The following is a 22,651-nucleotide window of genomic DNA, read 5'->3' on the forward strand; positions in this document are numbered from 1 at the left end:
CCTATAGGTATGTAATTTGGTATCATTATGAATATTGTCTACATGCACGAAAACTTAGTGGAGGTGATTGAGATGTCACGAATCTCAACGGATGAAGTAAAGCACGTTGCTAACCTAGCAAGGCTCGCGATTACTGAAGAAGAAGCGGAAATGTTTCAAGGACAGCTTGATGCTATTATCACATTTGCAGAACAGCTGAATGAACTCGATACAACAGGAGTAGAACCTACTTCTCACGTTCTTGATATGAAGAATGTATTACGCGAAGATAAGCCAGCTGAAGGATTGCCAATTAAAGATGTACTTAAAAATGCACCAGATCATGAAGATGGCCACATTAGAGTGCCGTCTATTATGGATTAGCAGGGAGGGTTCGCTTCATGTCATTATTTGATCATAAAATGAAAGATTTACATACGATGCTTCACAATAAAGAAGTCAAAGTTTCAGAGCTTGTTGACGAGTCGTACAAGCGTATTGCTGAAGTCGATGATAAAGTAGGTGCTTTTTTAGCGTTAGATGAGGAAAAAGCTCGTACTTATGCAAAAGAGCTCGACGAGGCACTAGGAAAGGAAACATCTCGTGGTTTATTATTCGGTATGCCGATCGGGGTTAAGGATAATATCGTCACAAGAGATTTACGTACGACTTGCTCAAGCCGTATTTTAGAGAATTTCGATCCAATATATGATGCAACGGTTGTTCAGAAGCTAAGAGACGCGCAGTCTGTAACGATCGGTAAGTTAAACATGGATGAATTTGCGATGGGCTCATCAACAGAGAACTCTGCCTATAAAGAAACGAAAAATCCATGGAACCTTGACTATGTACCAGGCGGGTCAAGCGGTGGTTCAGCAGCAGCTGTAGCAGCAGGCGAAGTTCCTTTTACGCTAGGTTCTGATACGGGCGGTTCGATTCGTCAGCCGGCAGCCTATTGCGGAGTCGTTGGATTAAAGCCTACATATGGACGAGTTTCACGATTTGGATTAGTAGCATTCGCTTCATCACTTGATCAAATTGGTCCTGTCACTCGTAATGTTGAAGATAATGCCTACTTACTGCAAGCAATATCAGGTGTCGATCCAATGGACGGCACATCTGCTCCAGTTGATGTACCTGACTTTTTATCAGCTCTTACAGGAGATGTTAAAGGGCTTAAAATTGCTGTGCCTAAAGAGTATTTAGGCGAAGGCGTAGATGAGAACGTCAAGCAGTCTGTTCTTGATTCCTTGAAGGTTCTTGAAGCCCAAGGTGCAACATGGGAAGAGGTATCTCTTCCGCATTCTAAATACGCTCTTGCAACGTATTACTTACTCTCTTCATCAGAGGCATCAGCGAACCTTTCTCGCTTTGACGGGGTACGTTATGGCTACCGTACCGATAATGCCGATAACTTAATTGATATGTATAAACAAACACGTGCAGAAGGCTTCGGTAACGAGGTGAAGCGCCGTATCATGCTTGGAACCTTTGCTCTAAGCTCTGGATACTATGATGCTTACTACAAAAAAGCTCAGCAGGTTCGTACGTTAATCAAGCAGGACTTTGATAAAATATTTGAAAATTATGATGTTATTATTGGACCGACAACACCGACGCCTGCCTTCAAGATCGGTGAGAAAACAGACGATCCATTAACGATGTATGCCAACGATATTTTAACGATCCCAGTGAACTTAGCTGGTGTACCTGGTATCTCTGTGCCTTGTGGCTTCCAAGACGGTCTTCCTTTAGGGCTTCAAATTATCGGAAAGCACTTTGATGAGAGCACAATCTACCGTGTGGCGCATGTGTTTGAACAAGCAACGGACTATCATACAAAGAAACCAACATTGTAAGGGGTGAGATCAGCGATGAATTTTGAAACAATTATTGGTCTTGAAGTACACGTAGAATTAAAAACAGAATCAAAAATTTTCTCATCAAGCCCGAACCACTTCGGTTCAGAACCTAACACAAATACAAGTGTCATCGACCTAGGCTATCCTGGCGTGCTGCCTGTGTTAAATAAACGCGCAGTAGAGTATGCGATGAAAGCAGCAATGGCGCTAAACTGTGAAGTGGCAACAGACACGAAATTTGACCGTAAAAACTACTTCTACCCAGATAATCCGAAAGCCTATCAGATTTCGCAATTTGATAAGCCGATTGGGGAGAACGGATATATTGATATCGAAGTAGACGGCAAAACAAAGCGTATCGGAATTACGCGACTGCATTTAGAAGAAGATGCTGGTAAGCTGACTCACTCGGGCAGCTATTCGCTTTGTGACTATAACCGTCAAGGAACGCCATTAATTGAAATTGTATCTGAGCCGGACATCCGCACACCAGAAGAAGCGTATGCGTACTTAGAAAAGCTGAAGTCCATTATTCAATATACAAGTGTATCTGATTGTAAAATGGAGGAAGGTTCTCTGCGCTGTGATGCCAATATCTCTCTTCGCCCGGTAGGACAAGAAAAGTTCGGAACTAAAGCAGAGCTGAAAAACTTAAACTCCTTTAACTTTGTACGCAAAGGGCTGGAGTATGAAGAAAAGCGTCAAGAGCAAGTGCTGCTCTCAGGCGGTATCATCGAGCAGGAAACACGCCGCTTTGACGAAGCGACAGGAAAAACGCTTCTAATGCGTGTGAAGGAAGGATCAGATGACTATCGTTACTTCCCAGAGCCTGACTTGATTCCGCTATTCATTGATGATGAGTGGAAAGAGCGCATCCGTGCTGAAATTCCGGAGCTTCCTGATGCGAGAAAGAAGCGTTATGTGGAAGAGCTTGGATTGCCAGAATACGATGCAGGCGTATTAACTGTAACGAAAGAGATGGCTGATTTCTTTGAAGCAACGGTTAAACAAGGCGGCGACGCCAAGCTTGCTTCAAACTGGCTGATGGGCTCAGTAAATGAGTACTTAAATGCCGAGCAGAAAGAGCTTGGAGACGTAGCTCTAACTCCAGAAGGTCTTGCGAAAATGATTCAGTTGATCGAAAAAGGCACCATTTCATCTAAGATTGCCAAAAAAGTTTTCAAAGATCTAATCGAAAAAGGCGGAGATCCTGAACAGATCGTTAAAGACAAAGGTCTTGTTCAAATCTCTGATGAAGGCGAGCTTCTTAAGATGGTAACTGAAGTTCTTGATAACAACGATCAATCCGTTGAAGATTTCAAAAACGGAAAAGAACGTGCGATTGGATTCCTAGTCGGCCAAATTATGAAAGCCTCAAAAGGAAAAGCCAACCCGCAAATGGTCAACAAGATCTTATTAGAAGAAATTAAAAAGCGCTAATCAGAGCGTTAATCTCCTGCGACGGGGACAAGCATAAAGCGAGTGGAGAACCTGTGCGGTTAGCCGCTCGCTTTTTCTGAGAGGAAGTGGATGAATGATTTACGGCTATATTTTAGTCGGACTGTTAATTATTGTTGGCTGGGTGTATATCATTAAGAAAAATAAATAATAGAAGAGAGTTAAGGTGCTTGTCATGGACCAGATATTTATTCATACAATGTAGGTAAGCAATATTAATTGTCCTTTTCTTCTTAATTAGGTTACAATACAAGCATAAATAAGCTGACAAATAGTGGATTTGGGTAAAGTTAATTTAATTAAAGTAGGGGATCTCAATGAAAAAAGCACGTCTTATCTACAACCCGACGTCTGGACGTGAACAGATTCGTAAAAATTTAGCCTATGTTCTAGAACGTTTAGAGAAGGCAGGGTATGAAACGTCTGCTCATGCGACAACAGGAGAGGGCTGTGCCAAAAGAGCAGCTAAGCTCGCGGCTGAACGGGGAGCTGATCTCGTCATTGCAGCAGGCGGAGACGGGACAATTTTTGAAGTGGTAAATGGATTGGCCGAATTAGATGAGCGTCCAATGATCGGTCTGATTCCAGCAGGGACGACCAATGACTTTGCTCGTGCTCTTCATATTCCAAAAGAAATTGAAAAAGCATGCGACGTGCTCTGTGACGGCCATATTGAACCAATTGATATTGGGCGAGTGAATGATAAATATTTTATTAATATCGCAGCTGGCGGAACACTGACTGAACTCACATATGAAGTGCCTAGTAAGATGAAGACAATGGTCGGCCAGCTTGCCTACTACATTAAAGGGCTCGAAAAGCTGCCGCAAGTTGCACCAACTCACGTTAAGATTGAGTATGACGGAAAGCTGTTTGAAGGAGAAATTATGATGTTTCTCGTTTCCAATACGAATTCCGTCGGCGGGTTTGAGCGTCTCGCACCAAAGGCTTCGCTGCAGGACGGGATGTTTGACTTTATCGTTGTTAAAAAGATATCTTTCCCAGAGTTTCTGCACCTGACCACACTTGCGATGCGCGGAGAACACCTCAACCATCCAAAAGTAATGTATGTTCAGGCAAACCGTATTAAAGTGCAAGTGGAAAGCGATATGCAGCTGAACCTAGACGGTGAATACGGAGGCGTCCTTCCAGCCGAATTCGTGAACCTCTATCAACATTTTCAGATGCTTACACCGAAAAACCGTAAAAAACGTGCGTAATATGTGAAGGCTGCAGGATATCTGCAGCTTTTTTGTGTTGTCGGGGTGAGGTTGAGTGTGGTTATAGTGGTAATTCGAATGCAAACAGCATTATTTCGTACAAGGTGGAGAATTTTTCAATCAAGTTTTCAATTAATTCGAACACAAGCCTCATTTTTTCAAACAAATGCATCAAGAATATGGAAATTCACCTCCGCGCAGAACTTCCATTTCGTAATCCAATCAAACCATGCTACAATCACAAAAGGAAGAAAAGTGAAAAGGACGGCTATATTATGAGCAAACAACAAGCACCAGTTGATAAAAATCAAATTATTGAAGTTCAAATAGAAGATCTTACCCATGACGGAGCAGGGGTCGCGAAAGTAGACGGCTATGCGTTGTTTATTCCAAAGGCGCTTCCAGGGGAGAAGATTAAAGCAAAAGTAGTGAAAGTGAAAAAAGGCTACGGCTTCGCACGAGTGATGGAGACAATTGAAGAAAGCCCGCACCGCACAGAGCCGCTATGCCCAATCTACCATCAATGCGGAGGCTGTCAGCTGCAGCATATGAGCTACGAGGCGCAGCTTACCTATAAACAAAAGCAAGTGAAAGACGTACTCGCGCGAATTGGACAAATCACCGACATTCCCGTTCATCCGACACTCGGCATGAATGATCCGTGGCGCTACCGCAATAAAGCGCAAGTGCCGGTAGGAGAAGAGGAAGGCGGACTGATCGCTGGCTTCTATCAAGAGCGGAGCCACCGCATCATTGATATGGATGAATGCTTAATTCAACATCAGGAAAATGATGATGTGGTAAGCAAAGTGAAAGAAATAGCGAAGAAATACGGCATTCGCGGCTATGATGAGGACAAGCATAAAGGAACGCTCCGACACGTCGTTGCACGCTACGGGAAACAAACTGGAGATATCATGGTTGTGCTCGTCACCAGAGGCAAGGAGCTTCCAAATAAAAAGAACATCATTGAAGAAATTAGAGAGTCGATTCCAGACGTAAAATCGATCGTACAAAACATCAATCCAAAACGCACGAATGTCATCTTCGGTGATCAAACGATTGTCTTATGGGGAGACGAATACATTTATGATTCAATCGGGGATATCCGCTTTGCGATATCTGCCCGCTCATTCTATCAAGTCAACCCGGATCAAACGAAAGTGCTGTATGATAAAGCGTTAGAATACGCTGATTTAAAAGGTGACGAAACCGTGATCGACGCCTATTGCGGCATCGGAACGATTTCACTGTTCCTCGCTCAAAAAGCAAAGCATGTCTACGGCGTGGAAATAGTCCCAGAGGCGATTTCTGATGCTAAGAAAAATGCTGAGATTAACGGCTTTACGAATGTAGACTTTGCAGTAGGTGAAGCAGAAAACGTCATGCCATGGTGGTACGCACAAGGCATCCGTCCAGATGTCATCGTCGTCGACCCGCCGCGTAAAGGCTGTGATGAAAAGCTTTTAGAAACAATTTTAAATATGAAGCCAAAACGCGTTGTCTATGTATCCTGTAACCCAGCAACCCTAGCGCGAGATTTGCGAGTACTAGAAGACGGAGGGTATAAGACGAAGGAAGTGCAGCCGGTGGATATGTTCCCTCATAGTACGCATGTGGAGGTAGTGTCGCAGATAGTCCGTAAAGGAAATTAAACTTCATTTAGCAGGGAGAACCGGTAAATCACCGAAGGTTCTCCTTTTTCACTGATTTCAATCCGTTCTACAAGGTACTGGAGCATTTGATGGGTGACTTCTTCAAACGGTTCAAGTTGAGCGAGCACCTCCTTAAGCTGTGCCAGTGCATTGTTTAAAGGGTCCTCCTGGAGTGTATCATTGAGCTCAAGCTGTTGACGTGAAAGCTCTTTTAACTTAAGTTCTGCTTCATCAGACACCTCTCTGTACTCCGCTAGGGTGAAGCGAGCATTTCAATGTACTTTTTACGTTTGTTTTTTAGGCTTTCAAGTTCGTTTGAAACTTTGGTGCCAAGGATTTATTATACTCTCTACGCTCTTTTTCACCCTGCCTGATATGACTTAAGTACTTAGAAAACGAACCAGGAGAAAAACAACATCGACCTGAATAACCTAGAAAAAGATTTTGTTGATTTCTTATTCTCCGGTTCAACTGCAATCGAGATTGCTCATCAATCTATTGATAGAATAGAAGTTAAAGAGGACGGGACACCTAAGATTTTTAATGGTTTTAATTAACCGTAAATGAATAATGCTTCATAACAAAAACACGAGCCTGGCTCGTGTTTTTATGTTACTTATAATTAACTAGTACCTTTGCTATGTTAATTAACCCATTTATTAATAATTTCTTCAAAATTTGTATTTACCCACTCTTTCTTCCATTCTTTTAGATATGGAATATCATTAGACGAAGGTTGAGGGTGGCATCTATCTATTTTCACTAGTGAAGGCATAATAATGGAATCCCCAATTAAAATAGCCTCTCCTTCTTTTAAAGTAGATAGGGAGTCAGTTATTGGTCCGACTACATCTGGTAGTAAACGCTTTACATAATTTTGGTCTTCTGGGTTAGTAAGGCGCATTGATATAAAGTTACTACATTGAGAGAAGATAGTTTCAGAAATTTCAGAGGGTCTTTGACTAACAATCATTGCAGTGACCCCATATTTTCTCCCTTCCTTTGCTATACGCTCAATTGATGTTCTGGAAGCATTATACTTAGCTGATTTAATTTTAGGTACATACTTATGAGCCTCTTCGTATACTAGCAGCAACGGACAAGGAGTATTAGTTATCTCTTTACTATCTTCCGATATATGTTTCTTGTAGAAATAACCATATTCAAATAACAGTCTTGAAATTAGTGAGACTGTGGTGCTTAAAACTTCAAAAGGAACACCACTTAAATCAGATATGGTAATATTGGCTTCTGCATCATTTTTATAGCCAATTAATTGTCTTAATATATCTTCAAATGAACTTTCTTTTGCCTCTTCACTAAAAAGGAACCCTAGTCTTTTATCACTTATTTTATTCCTAATCCGGGATATGAACTTTTCTAATGTTCCATCATTATAGGTTCCTTTATTGACAGATTGGGGTTTTATTTCTTTAAATTGTAGCTCTTTATTAAAATAGAAATCAAACTTATCATCATCCTCAAATTCTTTTCCTTCATCACCAAGTTCCTCAATACATATCACGGTTGGTTGTTTTGCTTTTCTAGTCTCTTTTGAAAGATTGGTTATACAGTTAAGGACCTCAGCGATAGAAAACTTTACAGGGGTGTCAAATGTTATATCCTCATCATAATTATTATGCTTTTGTTTGTTTCTTGTAATTACCCTTCTTAATATCGATGATTGATTATAAGATTGGTTTTCGCCTGATTCAACAAACAATTCTTCTAATTCCTCGCCATTCATTAGCCAATAAGGCAACAACAAGCTTTCAACATCAATATAGTTACAGTCCGGAAAAGCACTTTTATATTCAGAATGTATATCAAAGAGGACTATATGAGAATTATTTAAACCTGGATAGGAAGACACTTTTTGATTTATTGCTTCTTGAAGTACTTTAGTTACTGTATGAGATTTTCCGGAGCCGGTTGAGCCTACAACAGCTATATGTTTATTAAAAAACTTATCACCATTCACAGGTACACTTATATTTGTATCTTGTGAAAGTTTCGAAAAACAGAACTTGCTCTCTTCGTCTAGCACGTCATAAATATTTTGTATTTCGTCATTTCGGGCTAATTCAACATCAGTCGGAGGAATTGCAATATTATTTCCTCCCCTTGAAAATTTCCCATCTGCATCTAAAAAACCCAAGGGAACAGCTTCTAAGACATAGTGACTTTCTTGGTTGTCTTTTTTCTCTATAGTGAAATTTTCAATTACACTAATAAGAGCACAATCGTCACTATCAGATACTCTTAAGTATGAACCTACAGCGAACTTTTCGTTTTCTACTTTAAACAGCTCAATATTAGTTACCTCTATCTTAATCTTATTTGGAAGTACTGAAACAACTTTCGCTATTTTCTCTTCATCTATATTAATCATAATCTCTCTCCCCTAAGATATTATTTTAATCACTTGATTTAGATTATTTATTTGTATCTTGATATGCTTGAATCTCGTCTGAATTTCTACACGACTATGATTAAAGAATTGATAAATTTCTTGACAATATTCATGGGTTAATAGAGTTTCCAAATATTCTTCCTTAACAAATCTAACTGAACATGAATTATAAGAATCCACTAGCTTTTCTATTCTAAATTTGTCGCCATCGAAAAAGGTTCCGTCGCAAAATGAGTAATTTCTATCAAGTAAACCTTGTTTAATAAAATTTAAAGTTGAATCCTCAATATCTCTAAAACAAATAATTGGTGCAGGGGATTTGTCCTTTCTGAAATATTTCCTCGATATTATATTAATAAGGTTATGTATATCGGTATAATCGCTATACTTTGAGGAATCGATTATAAATAATCTTGAGGTATTTCCTAGATTTGGTTTTCTCTGAATGAAGAACTCTTTTCTAATCATTTTTTCATAAGCTTCACGGGATAGGTGTTCTTCATAGGCTGAATAAAATACGATTTCTTGGTAATTTTCAATTACCTCATCTAGCTTAGTTTTATTAATGCTCCTCAATCGTTTTTCTTTAATTACAAGTCTGAAAATTTCAGAACGGATAATTGAATGATACAGCACGGATAAATCACGATTATTTAAGTTATATGCTTTATCAATTTGTTCTAAAGTCGAATGAAATTGTTCTTCGTAATTCTCAGAGAATTGTAGGATAAAAGAACCAATAAACTTTTCTTTTAATTCTTTTTCAAATTCATTCTTTTTGTTTCCTAGTATTCCATCTAATTCAATAAGAGTAAGTTTTTTCTCTGTAGGAGAGATATTTTTAAAATAACAATACAAACGATAATTTTTGTTTGTATCTTCTTTGAATAGATGCAGTAATTGGATAATCGGAGTTTTTATTTTTCCAGGAGTGTATGATTGTGTTTCTTTGTGCTTAACTTGAACCACGAATTGTTCGTAATTTATATCTTGTATGTCTTCAAAGGATACATCAGTATCTGGATTATTTAATATTTCAATAATAGTAGTATCAAACTGATAAAGGAACCCTTTGATTGCGTAATAACCCCCGTCTTCATCTTGCTCCTTTACGGGGATATTCCCAGTCCCAAGAACCGTTCCCAAAAGAATCACCTCTTTTTTTCCATTTACTCAAATATAACATAATATTCCTTCAATTCAATAAAGTACTAGAAATTAGGTGGAAACGTATCTTACCTAATTAATACAAATAATACCTCTATCCATATTTTCAGGAGAAGATTAATATAAGGGTTAAATACTGATAATGTTCCATATATCTTTAAATCGCGGTTTACCAGATTTTATTTTTGGGAAAATGCAAGCCAGTCTGTAAACTTAGCTTCAATTAATAGAAAAGTCTTTTCCTTCTAAACCGACCCTGAAATCGCTCTTATAAACTTATGTGATTTCGGGGTTTTCCCTATGAAACCAACTAAAATCATCTTGCCTAACAGTTTTATTCATCCTTCTCCTACTAAAAAAATCTATCAATTAGAATCATGGAACACAGGTGGCAGATGGATTTAGCAGGGTATCTTATGTATGCTAGGTTGATTATAAACTTTCCATAAACAAAATTTTCAATTTGATAATTTATGCCTAACCATGGTATAAATTTAAAAGAAACTGGGGCATTCTCCTTTTGATTTTCTTATTATGGGTATGTCCATTATAAGAAGACTTGATTATAAATATGGATGTGAAGATAAAATGGATTTAAATATAAATAAGGATTCAAACACGATGAAGGATAACTTTTGGGCTGATCTGCCGCGTCCGTTCTTTATCCTGGCGCCAATGGAAGAAGTAACAGACGTTGTTTTTCGTCATGTAGTAAGTGAGGCGGCTAGACCTGATGTGTTTTTCACAGAGTTTACAAACAGTGAAAGTTATTGTCACCCGGATGGGATGAAAAGTGTTCGTGGGCGTTTAACTTTTACAGAGGATGAACAGCCGATTGTCGCTCATATATGGGGGGACAAGCCTGAATACTTTCGTCAAATGAGTATTGGGATGGCAGAGCTTGGCTTTAAAGGCTTGGATATTAATATGGGCTGTCCTGTACCTAATGTGGTACAAAACGGGAAGGGAAGCGGTCTGATTCGCCGTCCTGAAGTGGCAGCTGAATTAATCCAAGCAGCCAAAGCAGGAGGGCTGCCTGTAAGTGTTAAGACAAGGATTGGTTTCGCGGAGGTAGACGAATGGCGGGACTGGCTGACTCACATTCTTAAGCAAGATATTGTGAACCTTTCTATTCACCTGCGTACACGAAATGAAATGAGTAAAGTCGATGCGCATTGGGAGTTGATCCCTGAGATTAAAAAGCTGCGTGACGAGGTGGCACCCCATACACTTCTCACGATTAATGGAGATATTCCTGACCGTCAAACTGGCTTGAAGCTGGTTGAGCAATATGGGGTTGACGGTGTGATGATTGGGCGTGGTATTTTCCATAATCCATTTGCCTTTGAAAAGGAACCGAAAGATCACAGCAGTAAGGAGTTACTTGATCTCTTAAGATTGCATCTAGATCTCTATGATAAATACTCACATTTAGAGCTGCGTCCGTTCAAGGCTCTTCACCGCTTTTTTAAGATTTATGTCAAAGGGTTTAGAGGTGCGGGTCAATTAAGAAACGAACTAATGAACACAGAATCAACAGATGAAGTGCGTGACTTGCTTGATCAGTTTGAATCGGCGAATTTAGAGGGAATGAAGGAAGAGTAGAAGGTCACATTCAAGTGAATAAATAGCAGAAAGAGTCTTTCAAATGAAAAGGCTCTTTTTTATATGAATGAAAAATCAACACAATTGACGTAGCGTCTTACTAGTATGACTATGATCTTGAACTTAATATATAGCTTTATATTTTAAATAGCTTTAGAGGAGAAATAGGCAGGCTAATCCCTTGGTGTGCAGGGGATTTCGAGAAGTGTACGCTTCTTCAATTTTTCCAACAACGCTCCTTCAAAACACTTAGGTATCACCGTGGGAAAGTTAAAATGAAATAATCACGAAAATGACCTAGTTGCTGCATGGTTTAACCCTCTCTAATAAAAAAGAGTACACTCAGCATACATCATGAAAATAAAACCTGCAAAAAAGCAAAACGTAAAAATGAAAACGGTGGAATGCGGGTTACAGCCTTATTAAAAAGGAAAAGCGACAAAATCCGAGCAGAAAAAAGAGGTGTTTTGTCAATACAAGTGTTTTTAAAATCAACCATACTGTTTCCTATTTTTATAGAGACCATTATTTAGAAAATGGTCTTTTTTGTATGGAGGGCATCTACAAAAATTTGGGAAATAAGCAGTTGGCTGTTGGATATTTATGTTAAAATAGTAAGGTGTTGTTTGTTTGTTTAGTAGTAGAAAGGATGATGGAACGTGGCTGTTTTCCAATGGCTCGACCAATGGTTAGCTAGTGACCCAACAAATTTTAATTTATTTATGATGATTTCAACAATCATTGCACTTTCTTCGGTCATTGTCCTGACAGTAATGACTAAAAAGATAGGCAGTGAGCACTTACATATCAAATTAAAGATCGATCGGGCGATGCTTGTATCCTTACTTATTTTAATTACCGGATTTGTCCTATTTGTCCCTGTTGAAATGATTTTCTATAAACAATATGTAGGCTCAATGGTAGTCATTTCTATTCTTGTAGGTGCGGTCGTCAGCAGTTATTTCTATTTGAAGCAGAAGTTCGTGTAGGAAAGAATGATGGAGATCTCATTGATCAGACATGGCCAATCACAATTTAATGATAAGAAGAGAGTAACCTGTGCAGAGTTTGAGAGTTGGGTAGATAACTATAATGCTAGCGGAGTACAAAGAGAAGCAAATTATCCACCCGAAACACTCCTGAAAATCACCTCGGCCAATGTCTTAATCACCAGTGATTTAAAAAGATCGATTGACTCAGCAGCCATCCTCCACCCAGAAGGAATAACGATCACCCATTCTTTGTTTCGAGAAACGGAGCTTCCAACTCTACACGCGAAGCATCTGTCTATTAGATTAAAGCCAAGCACTTGGGCTGTGTTGCTACGGCTATTATGGTTTGCAGGTTATTCAAATGCTTGCGAATCAGTAAGTGAGGCAAAAAGGAGAGCAGAAAAAGCGACAGAACAATTAATTACCTATGCTAAGGAATCTCAATCTGTGGCAATCGTTGGACATGGTTTTTTTAATAGGTTCATCTCTAAGGAATTACAAAGGCAAGGGTGGAAGGGGAAGAAGAAGGCAGGAACAAAGCATTGGAGTTGTACGACGTATATGTGGTCTGATTAGATAGATGTAGAGGATTCATGTGTCGACAATAGGAGTTGTCATATTGACAACTCCTATTAGCATATAAACCTTAACAAAAAATAGGAGGAGCGGCTGATGGATAATCAATATGTTGTAGGCTGGGGTACACTGGCCTTGATTAATGCAGCACTGGCACAAGGGAAAAATCGAACAGGGCTCAACTGGTTTCTGCTCTCCCTTGTATTAGGCCCTGCGGCAACATTTATTTTGTTATTTGTTGAAAAGAGAGAGTATAAACAGGTTCGAGAAAATGAATAAACAATTTTACTAGCGAGGACTCATCCATGACCTTAAAACATATTTTGTTCTTTTGTAGTTTTACTTGGCTGCTCTTTTTCGCGGCTGCTTGCAGCAACCAAACGATGGAAGAGGCTAAGAAAGAAGTGGCTTCAACAGATTTAACGGATGAACATATTGATGGTATGAAAGTGGGTATGTTCATTACTGACGAAGCTTTTTTAAAACAAAACCGGGCTGTTGAACCGTATCCTGCAAATGACCACTACGCTAATCAAAGAAACTATGATCAGTATTGGAATGAAGATTTCATATGGAGTGTAGATCGACAAACAATGGAAGTTTTGCAAATTAGGATTCTAGAAGAAAATGATACGTCCGCAAGTTCAAAGGCTATTAAAAGAGGCTCACCTATTGAAGATATAATTACACGTTATGGGGAGCATTATTATACGTACGAAGATCATGAACAATCGATCTTTATGATAGGGTATGTGGACCATCAAAATAATTTGGACTTATCATTTATACATGATGAGGAAAACGTAACAGGGTTTAGTTTGGGTTATGATTTTGACAGAATGAAGTGGGAAACGGAAGAATAGACTAAGAGCTATCTTATTAAAAATCTGGAGGTGTTCATATGAGTGAGAATAAAGAATCTCCAGAAAGACGAAGGGAAAGATTAAGGCAAGAAGAGTTAAAAAGAAATAGAACAAATTCTATGAGTGATGGCTTCAATCGAGCAAGCAGCGGAAGCATGGTCGATTTGGTTAACAGCTTGGGCTGGAAAGGCACAGGTATCCTTATTTTCGTCATCATCCTCCTATTTATAATAGGGTCGTTCGTATTTAACCGTTAATATGTAAAAGCTCCAGGACCTACTCCTGGAGCTTTCTTATTACAACGCCATCTTAATCACTTTCTTATAATAAAGCACTGATAATATCCCGAAGATCGAGTAGAGTACGGCATATAATCCCATAACAATAATCATCGGTGTCCATAGCTCAGTGCCAAAGAAGAACCAGCCTGATTTGACAGCAAAGTAGCTGTGAACAAGTCCTACAATGAGAGGGATTCCGAAATTAAAGAGCTGTTTTCCGAGTATACCTTTTAGCAGGTCTTTTTCGGTAAAGCCTAGCTTGCGCAGGATCTTGTAATTTGGTTGTTCCTCGTCGCCTTCTTCTACTTGTTTGAAATAGAGGATACAGCCTGAGGTAATTAAGAAGGTGAGACCAAGGAATCCTACGATGAACATGATTAGTCCCATATTCTGTTTTTGGATACGTTCTTCCGTGTAATGAGAGCTATTGCCAAACTCATCTTTGAATGGCATGCTGTTAAACAATTCATCAGCAACTGCTGCAGTCGCTCTATCATCTAATGTGAAGCCAATATAAGTTGAGGATTCTAGTTGAATGTCTGGGTCTAAGTCTGCAGCAAGCTGGGTATAGATCGACTCATCCACGATGGCGGTAGTTAACCCGCCCGTAAAATAGAGTGGCAGCACGTTTTCTTTTGCTAACCCTAGATATTCTTGTTCAATAGTTGTCGTGAGGCCGTGAAAGGTAAGTGTGCCTGAATCCTGTAAGTTTAACAGCGTTTGCATCGCATCACTAAATCCTGCGAATGTCGTATCACCATCGCTTACATTGGTCTCCCTCACCTGATGATCACTAATGACAGCCATCCTCATTTTATTAGACTCAAATTGAAAGTTCTCCATATCTCTTCCTACAATCTGTTCTACATCAACATCCACTTGAATGACATCAATTACTTTTTCAATGTAACCAATTCCGCTATCTTGTAACACTTCACCGAACATTTCTGCATTCTCTGTGGTAATAAATGCAAAGTCGTCAGGAGCCGTGCTCTCTGCTGTTTTTTCAGCAGAATAATACGAAATGTAGCTTAATGATAAGAGGCCAATTGCTAAGGCAGATACCGTTGTGATAATGGTAAGCAGCATCGCATTTGATTTCATGCGGAACATAATCGACGATAGCGACATGACTTCGTTAATATTTAAGTATCCGCCTTTTTGTTTTCTTATTAGATTAGCAATAAACCGGACAGAACCTTTGTAGAGAAAATAAGTCCCGATAATAACGGAAGCCAAAATAAAGATCATCGCAATAAATAAATAGTTCATAGAGACGAAGCTTCCATCAAAAAGCCTAGCAGATACGTAATAACCAGTGGCTATCAACGTGATACCTAAAATCCCCATCAAAATTTCAAGGATTGAAATCTTTCTTACTTGGCTTTCAGTTTTACTCTTTACTTGAAAAAGAGACAAGATGCTTTGATGCTTAATATACAGATAGTTCATCAGCATAATGAAGAGGTAAATGCCGCCGAACACGAGCAGTGTTTGAATAAACGCATTCCCTGAAAAGTAAAGAGAGGCAACAGCTTCCACTCCTGTTATTTTAAATAAAATCATCGCGACTAATTTTGAAGCGGCAAAACCGATAAAGATCCCGATTACTAAGGACCCGAAATAAAGCATTAAATTTTCAGCACTTAGAATCATGAAGATACGGTTCTTCGTCATCCCAATCAGCTGAAACAACCCAATTTCTTTACTGCGTCTCTTAATAAATAAGTTATTTGCATAGATTAAAAACACAGTTACGATCGCAATAAGAAGCACGGATGCTGTCTGTATGGCTGCTAATCCTCTAAGCGACCCAGATGCCTCGTCCATTGCAGGGTCATACTGCAAAGTGACAAAAGCAAAGTATAGAGCCGCACTAAACATCAGGGCAAATACATATAAATAATAGCTTTTGACATTCTTTTTAAAGCTGCGGAGAATTAACTGATTAATGCTCATAGTGCACCCCGCCTAAAACTCCTTGTGTCTTCATAATATCTTTTAAGAAGGTGTTGCGGCTCTCTTCTCCTTTATTTAGCTGGGTGTAGATTTGGCCGTCTTTTATAAAAATGACACGGCTGCTGTAGCTCGCTGCCACTGGACCATGTGTCACCATTACAATCGTTGCTTTTCGTTTTTCGTTTAAGCTGCTTAATTTACCTAATAGGTCTGACGCTGCTTTAGAATCAAGAGCACCTGTCGGCTCATCGGCGAAAATAATGCCTGGCTCGTGAATAAATGCGCGAGCAGCAGACGTTCGCTGCTTTTGCCCTCCTGATATTTCATTAGGATATTTATCGGCAATTTCCGCAATACCTAGCTCTGCTGCCACTGATTCGAATTTCTCGAATGCTGCTTTTTTAGAAGTATTCGTAATGGAGAGTGGCAGCATAATATTTTCTTTGACGGTTAATGTATCTAGCAAGTTATAATCCTGAAAGATGAAGCCTAAATGATGCTTTCGAAACTCTGCTAGCTTTTTTTCTTTGCTTTTCGTTAATTCCTCACCATTAATTATTAGTGAACCGTGGCTTAGGCGGTCAATCGTTGACAATACATTTAAAAGAGTGGTTTTCCCTGAGCCTGATGCCCCCATAATTGTTAGGAATTCTCCCTTTTCAATGCTGATATCAATTCCTTTTAATACCTCTTGTTTTGTGAATTTATTTCCATAGCTTTTATGGATTTTTCTAGCTTCAAGTATACTCATAACAAAATTCCTCCATCTATTAAGATACCCTTATTGTATAAACTCTTGCACTGAGAGTCCTTTGATTCTCCTAACAAAAAGGCAAAAGCGAGTGACATTTTTGTCACACGCCTTGAATCTGGAGAAATTGATTTTCTTGTGAAAAGGTAAGGGTAAAGGTTGTCCCGCTGCCAACAGTTGATTGAACGGAAATATGGATGCCAAGCGGAGCGGCAGCCTTTTTCGCTAAGTATAAACCCATGCCAGTTGCATGCTGATCTTGATGCTGACTAGTAGAGGTAAAACCTTTATCAAAAATTCTTGAAAGATCCCTTGGGCCGATTCCGCGGCCGTTATCTGCTACAGTTAGGATCTTTTGTCCTTTTTGTACAGAGGATTGGATCCTAATTTCTGATCCTTCTTCGCTGTATTTAACGGCATTAGTTAAGAGCTGGCGTAGAATAAAGGCCAGCCATTTCGCATCAGTGAGTACTTCTGATGAAGCTAATTCAACGTCAAAGCCAATTCCTTTCTTTACACACCACGAACGCAACGTGTGAATCTCGCTGTAAAGCAGCGGCTCAAGATCCACTTTTTCAATAAATAAATCATTTTCAATAAAAGGAATGCGCTTTTGATGCAGTTGTTGATCGAGCAAAAAGTGAATTCGCAACCATTCATGCATAAGCTCTGATTTTAATGTGGGATCATTCGTGCGATCAATAATTAATCGCAAAGCAGTTAAAGGTGTTTTCACCTCATGGATCCAAGAAAGCAGCTCATCTTTCTCTTGTTCAAGCAATAATTGATTTATAGAGGCTTCTTTTTCTAATTGTTCAACCGGAGAGGTGATCTGATCATAAACGAGCGCTTCAAAAGGACTGTTTGGCTGAGGTAGAGTGGTTATATCAGTTGTAGAATCACGAGCATCAAGCTCCTTAAAAAAAGCTGTTTCTCTAAAATACCGAATAATGACAAAGAGGCTTGAAATCACGAGTGAGAGAAACATGTAATAAAGCATTGACTCCAGCGAGAGAGAGGGATCTAGGTAAGCCATGAATAAACCAAGCAGCTGCAAAAGGACAATCAAAAAGATCCAGCTGATTCTCTCCTTAATAAATGTTCGGATCATTTTCTCACCTCTCTATCGCCATATATCCTTGACCGACTTTTGTTTCAATTCCTGCTCCGAGGCCAATTTCAGCTAACTTTTTACGAAGCCTGTTTACATTCACAGTTAACGTATTATCGCTAATGAAGCGCTGATCGTCCCATAAAAGGTTAATTAACTCCTCTCGGCTGACGATTTTATTCTTGCGCTCAACAAGCAGTTTTAAGATAAATATTTCATTTTTAGTAAGCTCGATCATTCCATCATCATTAGAGATCCGGTTTCTCTCAAGATCAATCGTTGCACCCATCCATGTCTTTAAATCGGGTGCGGCCGTACTATAATTATAAACACGGCGCAGGATCGCTTGAATTTTTGCAATTAATACTTCAAAATGAAACGGCTTTTGAACAAAATCATCAGCGCCTAAATTCATCGACATCACCATATCAGTAGGGTGATCACGTGAAGATAAAAAGATAATCGGTACATTAGAGTGCTCTCGAATCATTCGGCACCAATGAAATCCGTCATATTTCGGAAGCTGGATATCAATGATCACTAAATCGGGTTGAACCTCTGCAAAGCTCTCCATCACTTTTTGAAAGTCCCGCACCCCATACACTTCATACTCCCAAGCGGTAAGCCGCTCTTTGATCTCTTTAAAAAGAGAAGCATCATCTTCTATTAAAAAAATCTTAAACATTCAAATCACCACGCCTTCATTAAAAGTATAGCAAAATGTGTTGAGAAAGGGGAATGATGGTAATAGAGATTCGGTTTTGACTTAATTTTTTTCGTGTAGAAGGATAAAAACAAAAAACGTAGTAATTATACCTATTACTTAAAAGGAGATACATAATGGACCATCTATTATTACAATCCCACTGCGTGTTCCCGACACCAAATATCATCAAAACAGCTGACTACTATGAGCAGAAAATGGGATTTGAAGCTGTTCATTATCTGGACGCCAGTGAGCCGCATATTTGTCTGTATCGCGACTCAACAGAGATCATCTTAACTAAAACGAATGGACAAAAGGTCATTCCGAATCGAACGCTGTATGGTTACGGCTATGATGCCTATTTCATCACAACGAATCAAGAAATGCTGGAAAAAGAGTTCAAGCAATTCGGCGTAAATATCGTACGGCCCTTACAAAATACCGATTATCAAAATAGAGAATTTGTTGTAGAAGACATTGATGGAAGGTGGATAGGGTTTGGTGTGAAGGTGGAAGAAAGGGAATAGGCATTAGTTTGTTCGAGAGCTTATTTCTAAATTCAACGTTGAACAATTCTGTCAACGTAAAAAAAGAACGATTTTCATCAAGGAAATCGTTCTTCTTCATTTCTATCACCTATTCTATTCTCGACCTGGCATCAGATAATGAGGAAGGATTTATCTTCATATCTAGAATACGAATTAACCCTATCCCGCTTTTTACTAACCAAAAAGTCATGGTTAGAACAGAGAACGTATATAGACTGTTCCACCCCTTATGATACTCAACCAAATTTGTATGCCGCTCAAGCCAATCCTCTAACAATGTGATCGGAGCGCTAAAAAGAAAAACACTCAAAATAGATAGCAGCGGCTTCATTTTGTAGGTGAATTGGTTGTAGACTACACACGCAAGGGGGAATAAAACATATAAAAAGGTAATATTAGAATCAAATAATTTCGGGAAATAACGAATTGGATACTTTACAAATTTTTTCTTAATGACAGGACCGTCAATTAACGTAGAAACCAGCGTCTTAATGAAGAAAATGAGAAACCAGTCCTTGGAATCGCCTTTTCTTCTTAATAATACAAAAATGGTTGTCCCTAGTCCAAGCAGTGTCAGTACATTTAGTATAGTTCGGTCTTTCATAAGTACACCTCCACATTTATATGATGACCGGTTTCAAATGTATTATGTGACTTTATTGTATTATTAGATGAGATGTAACCTATTTTTTCTAATGACCGTCCTATGGGTAACACGAACATAAGGAGATGCTTAGATGAAAGTAACCAAGTTGATTATCCTTGCCCTTGCTGTCCTATTGATTGGTGGTACAGCTGTTGCAACAAATTCATTGAACAAAAGTGAGGCATTAGATAAAGAAGAGGAGGAGCAGCCAAAATTTTTTAGCATTACAGGAACGATTGAAAACTTAGAAGAACGCGATGGAGTTTTTTACTATTCCATTAATGAGGGGCAGGATGAAACAAGCTACCTCGTCGTTTCCTCTAACACTGCGGTATTTGAAAATACAGGGAATGTTTCAGAACTTGAAGTTGGTGACAAAATCTCAGCTTACACCTACGCCAATAAACCAATGCCGCTCATTTACCCGCCGCAGTACAGCCCAGAAGTTGTTATTGTTGAGACAGACGCAATGAGGAGTGCTGTGGTAGGGACGTTTAATGACGAGTTAATGGATGAAACCTTGTCGTTAAAATTAAACGTAAGTGAAGAGACGGAGCTATCAAGTCTTACGGAGAAAGATGTAGGGATTGAAAACCTGGCAGGGCAAGATTTGCTTGTCTTTTACTCAATCACAACGAAGAGTATTCCAGCGCAAACAACTCCGGAAAGAATTATTGTGCTGGACGGGGAGGAATCTTAGGAGTAGAAGCTGAAAAAGGGATCAATTGTATGTTTTCAGACACTTTATGCGTCTGTGTGAAAGTAGATTGCGCTCATCTATCGTACGATTGCGTCTGTTGCGAGCCGAATTGCGCCGATTTCCTTTAATTGCGCCGCTTCAAACGCTATATGTATCAGTGTTCAGGACAATTATATTCATTTGCAGAGCAATTGCGTCACTTCACCCGGCACACTTCCTCCCCGCACAGACGAAAGAAGCTGCTCCCGCCAAATGCGGAGCAGCTTCTACTAGTTTAAAGCTTAAATGAACTCTTCAATGAGACAATTAAGTTAAATACTGGATTGTCTTTTGTTGTTTCTTTTGGATCGACGTTGAAGTAGCCGTGTCTGAAGAATTGGAACTTGTCTTGCGGGCTGACTTCTTTCATGTTCGGTTCAACGAAGCCTTTTAACACTTCTAGAGAGTTTGGATTTACTTGGTCTAGGAATGTTTTTTCTGCAGCTGGCTCTGTTGTATCTTCTTCCAGCTCTTCAGGATCTTCATTTAGTAATAGCGGCTCATATAAGCGGAACTCTGCAGGTACAGCTTGAGTTGCTTCGACCCAGTGAAGGGTTCCTTTTACTTTACGGCCGGTGAAGCCTGACCCACTCTTTGTTTCAGGGTCATACGTACAGTGGATTTCAACAACATTTCCATCCTCATCTTTAATCAAGTCTTCACATTTAATGAAGTACGCATGCTTTAGACGAACCTCGTTGCCTGGGAAGAGACGGAAGTATTTCTTAGGAGGGTTCTCCATGAAATCTTCTTGCTCGATATAAATTTCTCTTGAGAATGGGATTTGTCTTGTGCCCATTTCAGGATTTTCTGGATTGATTTCCGCCTCAAGCATTTCTACTTGTCCTTCTGGATAGTTCGTAATCACAACTTTTAATGGACGCAGGATTCCCATTGTACGAGGAGCCTTCATTTTTAAGTCTTCACGTACAAAGTAATCAAGCATTTGTGAGTCGACAGCACCTGATCCTTTTGAGACACCCGTTTCACGTACGAATGTGCGGATCGCTTCAGGTGTATAGCCTCTTCTTCTTAGACCTGAAACCGTCGGCATGCGAGGGTCATCCCATCCGTCTACAAAACCTTCGTCCACAAGCTGCTTTAATTTACGTTTACTCATCACAGCATTCGTAATATTTAAGCGGCCGAATTCGATTTGCTGCGGAACGCTTTCTGTTTCACATTCACGGACAATCCAGTCATACAGCGGGCGTTGATCTTCAAACTCCGTCGTACAGATTGAATGCGTCACATCTTCAATCGCATCTTCAAGCGGGTGAGCAAAAGCATACATTGGGTAAATGCACCACTCATCCCCTGTATTATGGTGTGTCGTATGTGAAATACGATAAATCACCGGGTCTCTTAAGTTAATGTTAGGAGAGCTCATATCAATCTTCGCTCGTAACACTTTCTCTCCGTTACCAAATTCACCTTTACGCATACGCTCAAATAAATCGAGGTTTTCCTCAATAGAACGGTCACGATAAGGGCTGTCTTTTCCAGGCTCAGTTAATGTGCCGCGATATTCACGAATTTCATCTGCTGAGAGATCATCTACATAAGCTTTACCTTTTTTAATAAGAAGCACTGCTTTTTCATACATCTCTTGGAAGTAATTTGAAGCGAAAAAGAGGCCGTCCCAGTCATAGCCAAGCCATTTTACATCTTCTTTGATGGCATGAACATATTCAGAATCCTCTTTAAGAGGGTTCGTGTCATCAAAGCGCAGATTGGTTTTTCCGTTAAATTCATCTGCAAGGTCAAAGTTAATAACGATTGATTTTGCATGTCCAATATGTAAATAGCCGTTTGGTTCTGGTGGGAAACGAGTCGTCACATGAGTGCGTTTGCCGGACTCTAAGTCTTCTTTTATGATGTTTCGAATAAAATTGGAAGAAGTATGTTCCATATTTTTCACGCCTTTTCTTAGATTGAATTGTGTATAGAATGTTTTTCCATCATACATCGTTTAATAGAGAATATTGTATCACAACTCACTGGCGGAACAAATGCCAGGCTTTTTATTTAACAGGGTTTTCACCGTTTTTTTAGTGAAGTAGAGTGGTTTATGGTGCCCTGTTAAAAAAACGATTATGCAATCACTACATTAAAAGTAG

22 protein-coding genes are annotated in these 22,651 nt (G+C 39.4%); 13 read left to right on the plus strand and 9 right to left on the minus strand.

What is annotated here, in order from left to right; translation table 11 throughout:
- Nucleotides 1–72 precede the first annotated feature (72 nt).
- The 5 genes from gatC to rlmD all read left to right on the plus strand — a co-directional run bounded on the left by gatC (nucleotide 73) and on the right by rlmD (nucleotide 6,174).
- Complete coding sequence (gene gatC / locus BPOF4_RS02085) at nucleotides 73–363, plus strand: Asp-tRNA(Asn)/Glu-tRNA(Gln) amidotransferase subunit GatC (RefSeq protein WP_012957400.1); 291 nt, start codon at nucleotides 73–75, stop codon at nucleotides 361–363.
- 17 nt (nucleotides 364–380) lie between these two features.
- A complete protein-coding gene (gene gatA, locus BPOF4_RS02090) occupies nucleotides 381–1,838 on the plus strand; it encodes an Asp-tRNA(Asn)/Glu-tRNA(Gln) amidotransferase subunit GatA (RefSeq protein WP_012957401.1) in 1,458 nt (485 codons plus the stop codon).
- Between the two features lie 15 nt (nucleotides 1,839–1,853).
- Entirely contained in the window at nucleotides 1,854–3,281 is a 1,428-nt protein-coding gene (gene gatB / locus BPOF4_RS02095) for an Asp-tRNA(Asn)/Glu-tRNA(Gln) amidotransferase subunit GatB (protein ID WP_012957402.1), read from the plus strand.
- 335 nt (nucleotides 3,282–3,616) lie between these two features.
- Nucleotides 3,617–4,519: a diacylglycerol kinase gene (locus tag BPOF4_RS02100; protein WP_012957403.1), complete on the plus strand. Its 903-nt coding sequence runs from the start codon at nucleotides 3,617–3,619 to the stop codon at nucleotides 4,517–4,519.
- A gap of 275 nt (nucleotides 4,520–4,794) precedes the next feature.
- A complete protein-coding gene (gene rlmD, locus BPOF4_RS02110) occupies nucleotides 4,795–6,174 on the plus strand; it encodes a 23S rRNA (uracil(1939)-C(5))-methyltransferase RlmD (protein ID WP_012957405.1) in 1,380 nt (459 codons plus the stop codon).
- Here rlmD and BPOF4_RS02115 read toward each other — a convergent pair.
- From BPOF4_RS02115 to BPOF4_RS02125, 3 genes are all read right to left on the minus strand, one after another.
- A complete protein-coding gene (locus BPOF4_RS02115) occupies nucleotides 6,171–6,413 on the minus strand; it encodes a hypothetical protein (protein ID WP_012957406.1) in 243 nt (80 codons plus the stop codon). The genes rlmD and BPOF4_RS02115 overlap by 4 nt on opposite strands.
- Nucleotides 6,414–6,817: 404 nt before the next feature.
- A complete protein-coding gene (herA, locus tag BPOF4_RS02120; protein ID WP_012957407.1) occupies nucleotides 6,818–8,566 on the minus strand; it encodes an anti-phage-associated helicase HerA in 1,749 nt (582 codons plus the stop codon).
- Nucleotides 8,567–8,578: 12 nt separating this feature from the next.
- The gene (locus BPOF4_RS02125) at nucleotides 8,579–9,733 is read right to left on the minus strand and encodes a hypothetical protein (protein WP_012957408.1); all 1,155 of its coding nucleotides are present in this window, start codon (nucleotides 9,731–9,733) and stop codon (nucleotides 8,579–8,581) included.
- A 642-nt stretch (nucleotides 9,734–10,375) separates the two neighbouring features.
- Between BPOF4_RS02125 and BPOF4_RS02130 the strand changes: the two genes are divergently transcribed.
- From BPOF4_RS02130 to BPOF4_RS02155, 6 genes are all read left to right on the plus strand, one after another.
- Nucleotides 10,376–11,359 carry a tRNA dihydrouridine synthase gene (locus BPOF4_RS02130; RefSeq protein WP_012957409.1) on the plus strand — a complete coding sequence of 328 codons (984 nt, stop codon included), beginning with the start codon at nucleotides 10,376–10,378 and terminating at the stop codon, nucleotides 11,357–11,359.
- 659 nt (nucleotides 11,360–12,018) lie between these two features.
- Entirely contained in the window at nucleotides 12,019–12,348 is a 330-nt protein-coding gene (locus BPOF4_RS02135) for a hypothetical protein (protein WP_012957410.1), read from the plus strand.
- A gap of 6 nt (nucleotides 12,349–12,354) precedes the next feature.
- Complete coding sequence (locus tag BPOF4_RS02140; protein ID WP_238446477.1) at nucleotides 12,355–12,927, plus strand: histidine phosphatase family protein; 573 nt, start codon at nucleotides 12,355–12,357, stop codon at nucleotides 12,925–12,927.
- 96 nt (nucleotides 12,928–13,023) lie between these two features.
- Nucleotides 13,024–13,206 carry a hypothetical protein gene (locus tag BPOF4_RS02145; protein ID WP_012957412.1) on the plus strand — a complete coding sequence of 61 codons (183 nt, stop codon included), beginning with the start codon at nucleotides 13,024–13,026 and terminating at the stop codon, nucleotides 13,204–13,206.
- Nucleotides 13,207–13,232: 26 nt separating this feature from the next.
- Nucleotides 13,233–13,790 carry a hypothetical protein gene (locus tag BPOF4_RS02150; protein WP_012957413.1) on the plus strand — a complete coding sequence of 186 codons (558 nt, stop codon included), beginning with the start codon at nucleotides 13,233–13,235 and terminating at the stop codon, nucleotides 13,788–13,790.
- 38 nt (nucleotides 13,791–13,828) lie between these two features.
- Nucleotides 13,829–14,047 carry a DUF6366 family protein gene (locus tag BPOF4_RS02155; protein ID WP_012957414.1) on the plus strand — a complete coding sequence of 73 codons (219 nt, stop codon included), beginning with the start codon at nucleotides 13,829–13,831 and terminating at the stop codon, nucleotides 14,045–14,047.
- 39 nt (nucleotides 14,048–14,086) lie between these two features.
- Here the strand turns inward: BPOF4_RS02155 and BPOF4_RS02160 are convergent, their stop codons facing one another.
- The 4 genes from BPOF4_RS02160 to BPOF4_RS02175 all read right to left on the minus strand — a co-directional run bounded on the left by BPOF4_RS02160 (nucleotide 14,087) and on the right by BPOF4_RS02175 (nucleotide 18,577).
- Nucleotides 14,087–16,030, minus strand: coding sequence for an FtsX-like permease family protein (locus tag BPOF4_RS02160; RefSeq protein ID WP_012957415.1), 1,944 nt, complete (start codon nucleotides 16,028–16,030; stop codon nucleotides 14,087–14,089).
- Entirely contained in the window at nucleotides 16,020–16,781 is a 762-nt protein-coding gene (locus BPOF4_RS02165) for an ABC transporter ATP-binding protein (protein WP_012957416.1), read from the minus strand. The genes BPOF4_RS02160 and BPOF4_RS02165 overlap by 11 nt, the downstream gene beginning before the upstream one ends.
- A 103-nt stretch (nucleotides 16,782–16,884) precedes the next feature.
- On the minus strand, nucleotides 16,885–17,892 hold the full coding sequence (locus BPOF4_RS02170) for a sensor histidine kinase (protein ID WP_012957417.1): 1,008 nt from the start codon (nucleotides 17,890–17,892) through the stop codon (nucleotides 16,885–16,887).
- A gap of 4 nt (nucleotides 17,893–17,896) precedes the next feature.
- The gene (locus BPOF4_RS02175; RefSeq protein WP_012957418.1) at nucleotides 17,897–18,577 is read right to left on the minus strand and encodes a response regulator transcription factor; all 681 of its coding nucleotides are present in this window, start codon (nucleotides 18,575–18,577) and stop codon (nucleotides 17,897–17,899) included.
- A gap of 155 nt (nucleotides 18,578–18,732) precedes the next feature.
- On the opposite strand from BPOF4_RS02175, the gene BPOF4_RS02180 reads away from it, so the two are divergent.
- Nucleotides 18,733–19,125 (plus strand): VOC family protein, encoded by a 393-nt coding sequence (locus BPOF4_RS02180; protein WP_012957419.1) that lies wholly within the window; start codon nucleotides 18,733–18,735, stop codon nucleotides 19,123–19,125.
- 109 nt (nucleotides 19,126–19,234) lie between these two features.
- Here the strand turns inward: BPOF4_RS02180 and BPOF4_RS02185 are convergent, their stop codons facing one another.
- Complete coding sequence (locus tag BPOF4_RS02185; protein WP_012957420.1) at nucleotides 19,235–19,750, minus strand: CBO0543 family protein; 516 nt, start codon at nucleotides 19,748–19,750, stop codon at nucleotides 19,235–19,237.
- Nucleotides 19,751–19,883: 133 nt separating this feature from the next.
- On the opposite strand from BPOF4_RS02185, the gene BPOF4_RS02190 reads away from it, so the two are divergent.
- Nucleotides 19,884–20,492, plus strand: coding sequence for a hypothetical protein (locus BPOF4_RS02190; protein ID WP_012957421.1), 609 nt, complete (start codon nucleotides 19,884–19,886; stop codon nucleotides 20,490–20,492).
- Nucleotides 20,493–20,766: 274 nt separating this feature from the next.
- Here the strand turns inward: BPOF4_RS02190 and BPOF4_RS02195 are convergent, their stop codons facing one another.
- Complete coding sequence (locus BPOF4_RS02195; RefSeq protein ID WP_012957422.1) at nucleotides 20,767–22,443, minus strand: glutamine--tRNA ligase/YqeY domain fusion protein; 1,677 nt, start codon at nucleotides 22,441–22,443, stop codon at nucleotides 20,767–20,769.
- Nucleotides 22,444–22,651 lie beyond the last annotated feature (208 nt).

This window comes from Alkalihalophilus pseudofirmus OF4 (assembly GCF_000005825.2).
In the GTDB taxonomy this organism is placed as follows: domain Bacteria; phylum Bacillota; class Bacilli; order Bacillales; family Bacillaceae_D; genus Alkalihalophilus; species Alkalihalophilus pseudofirmus.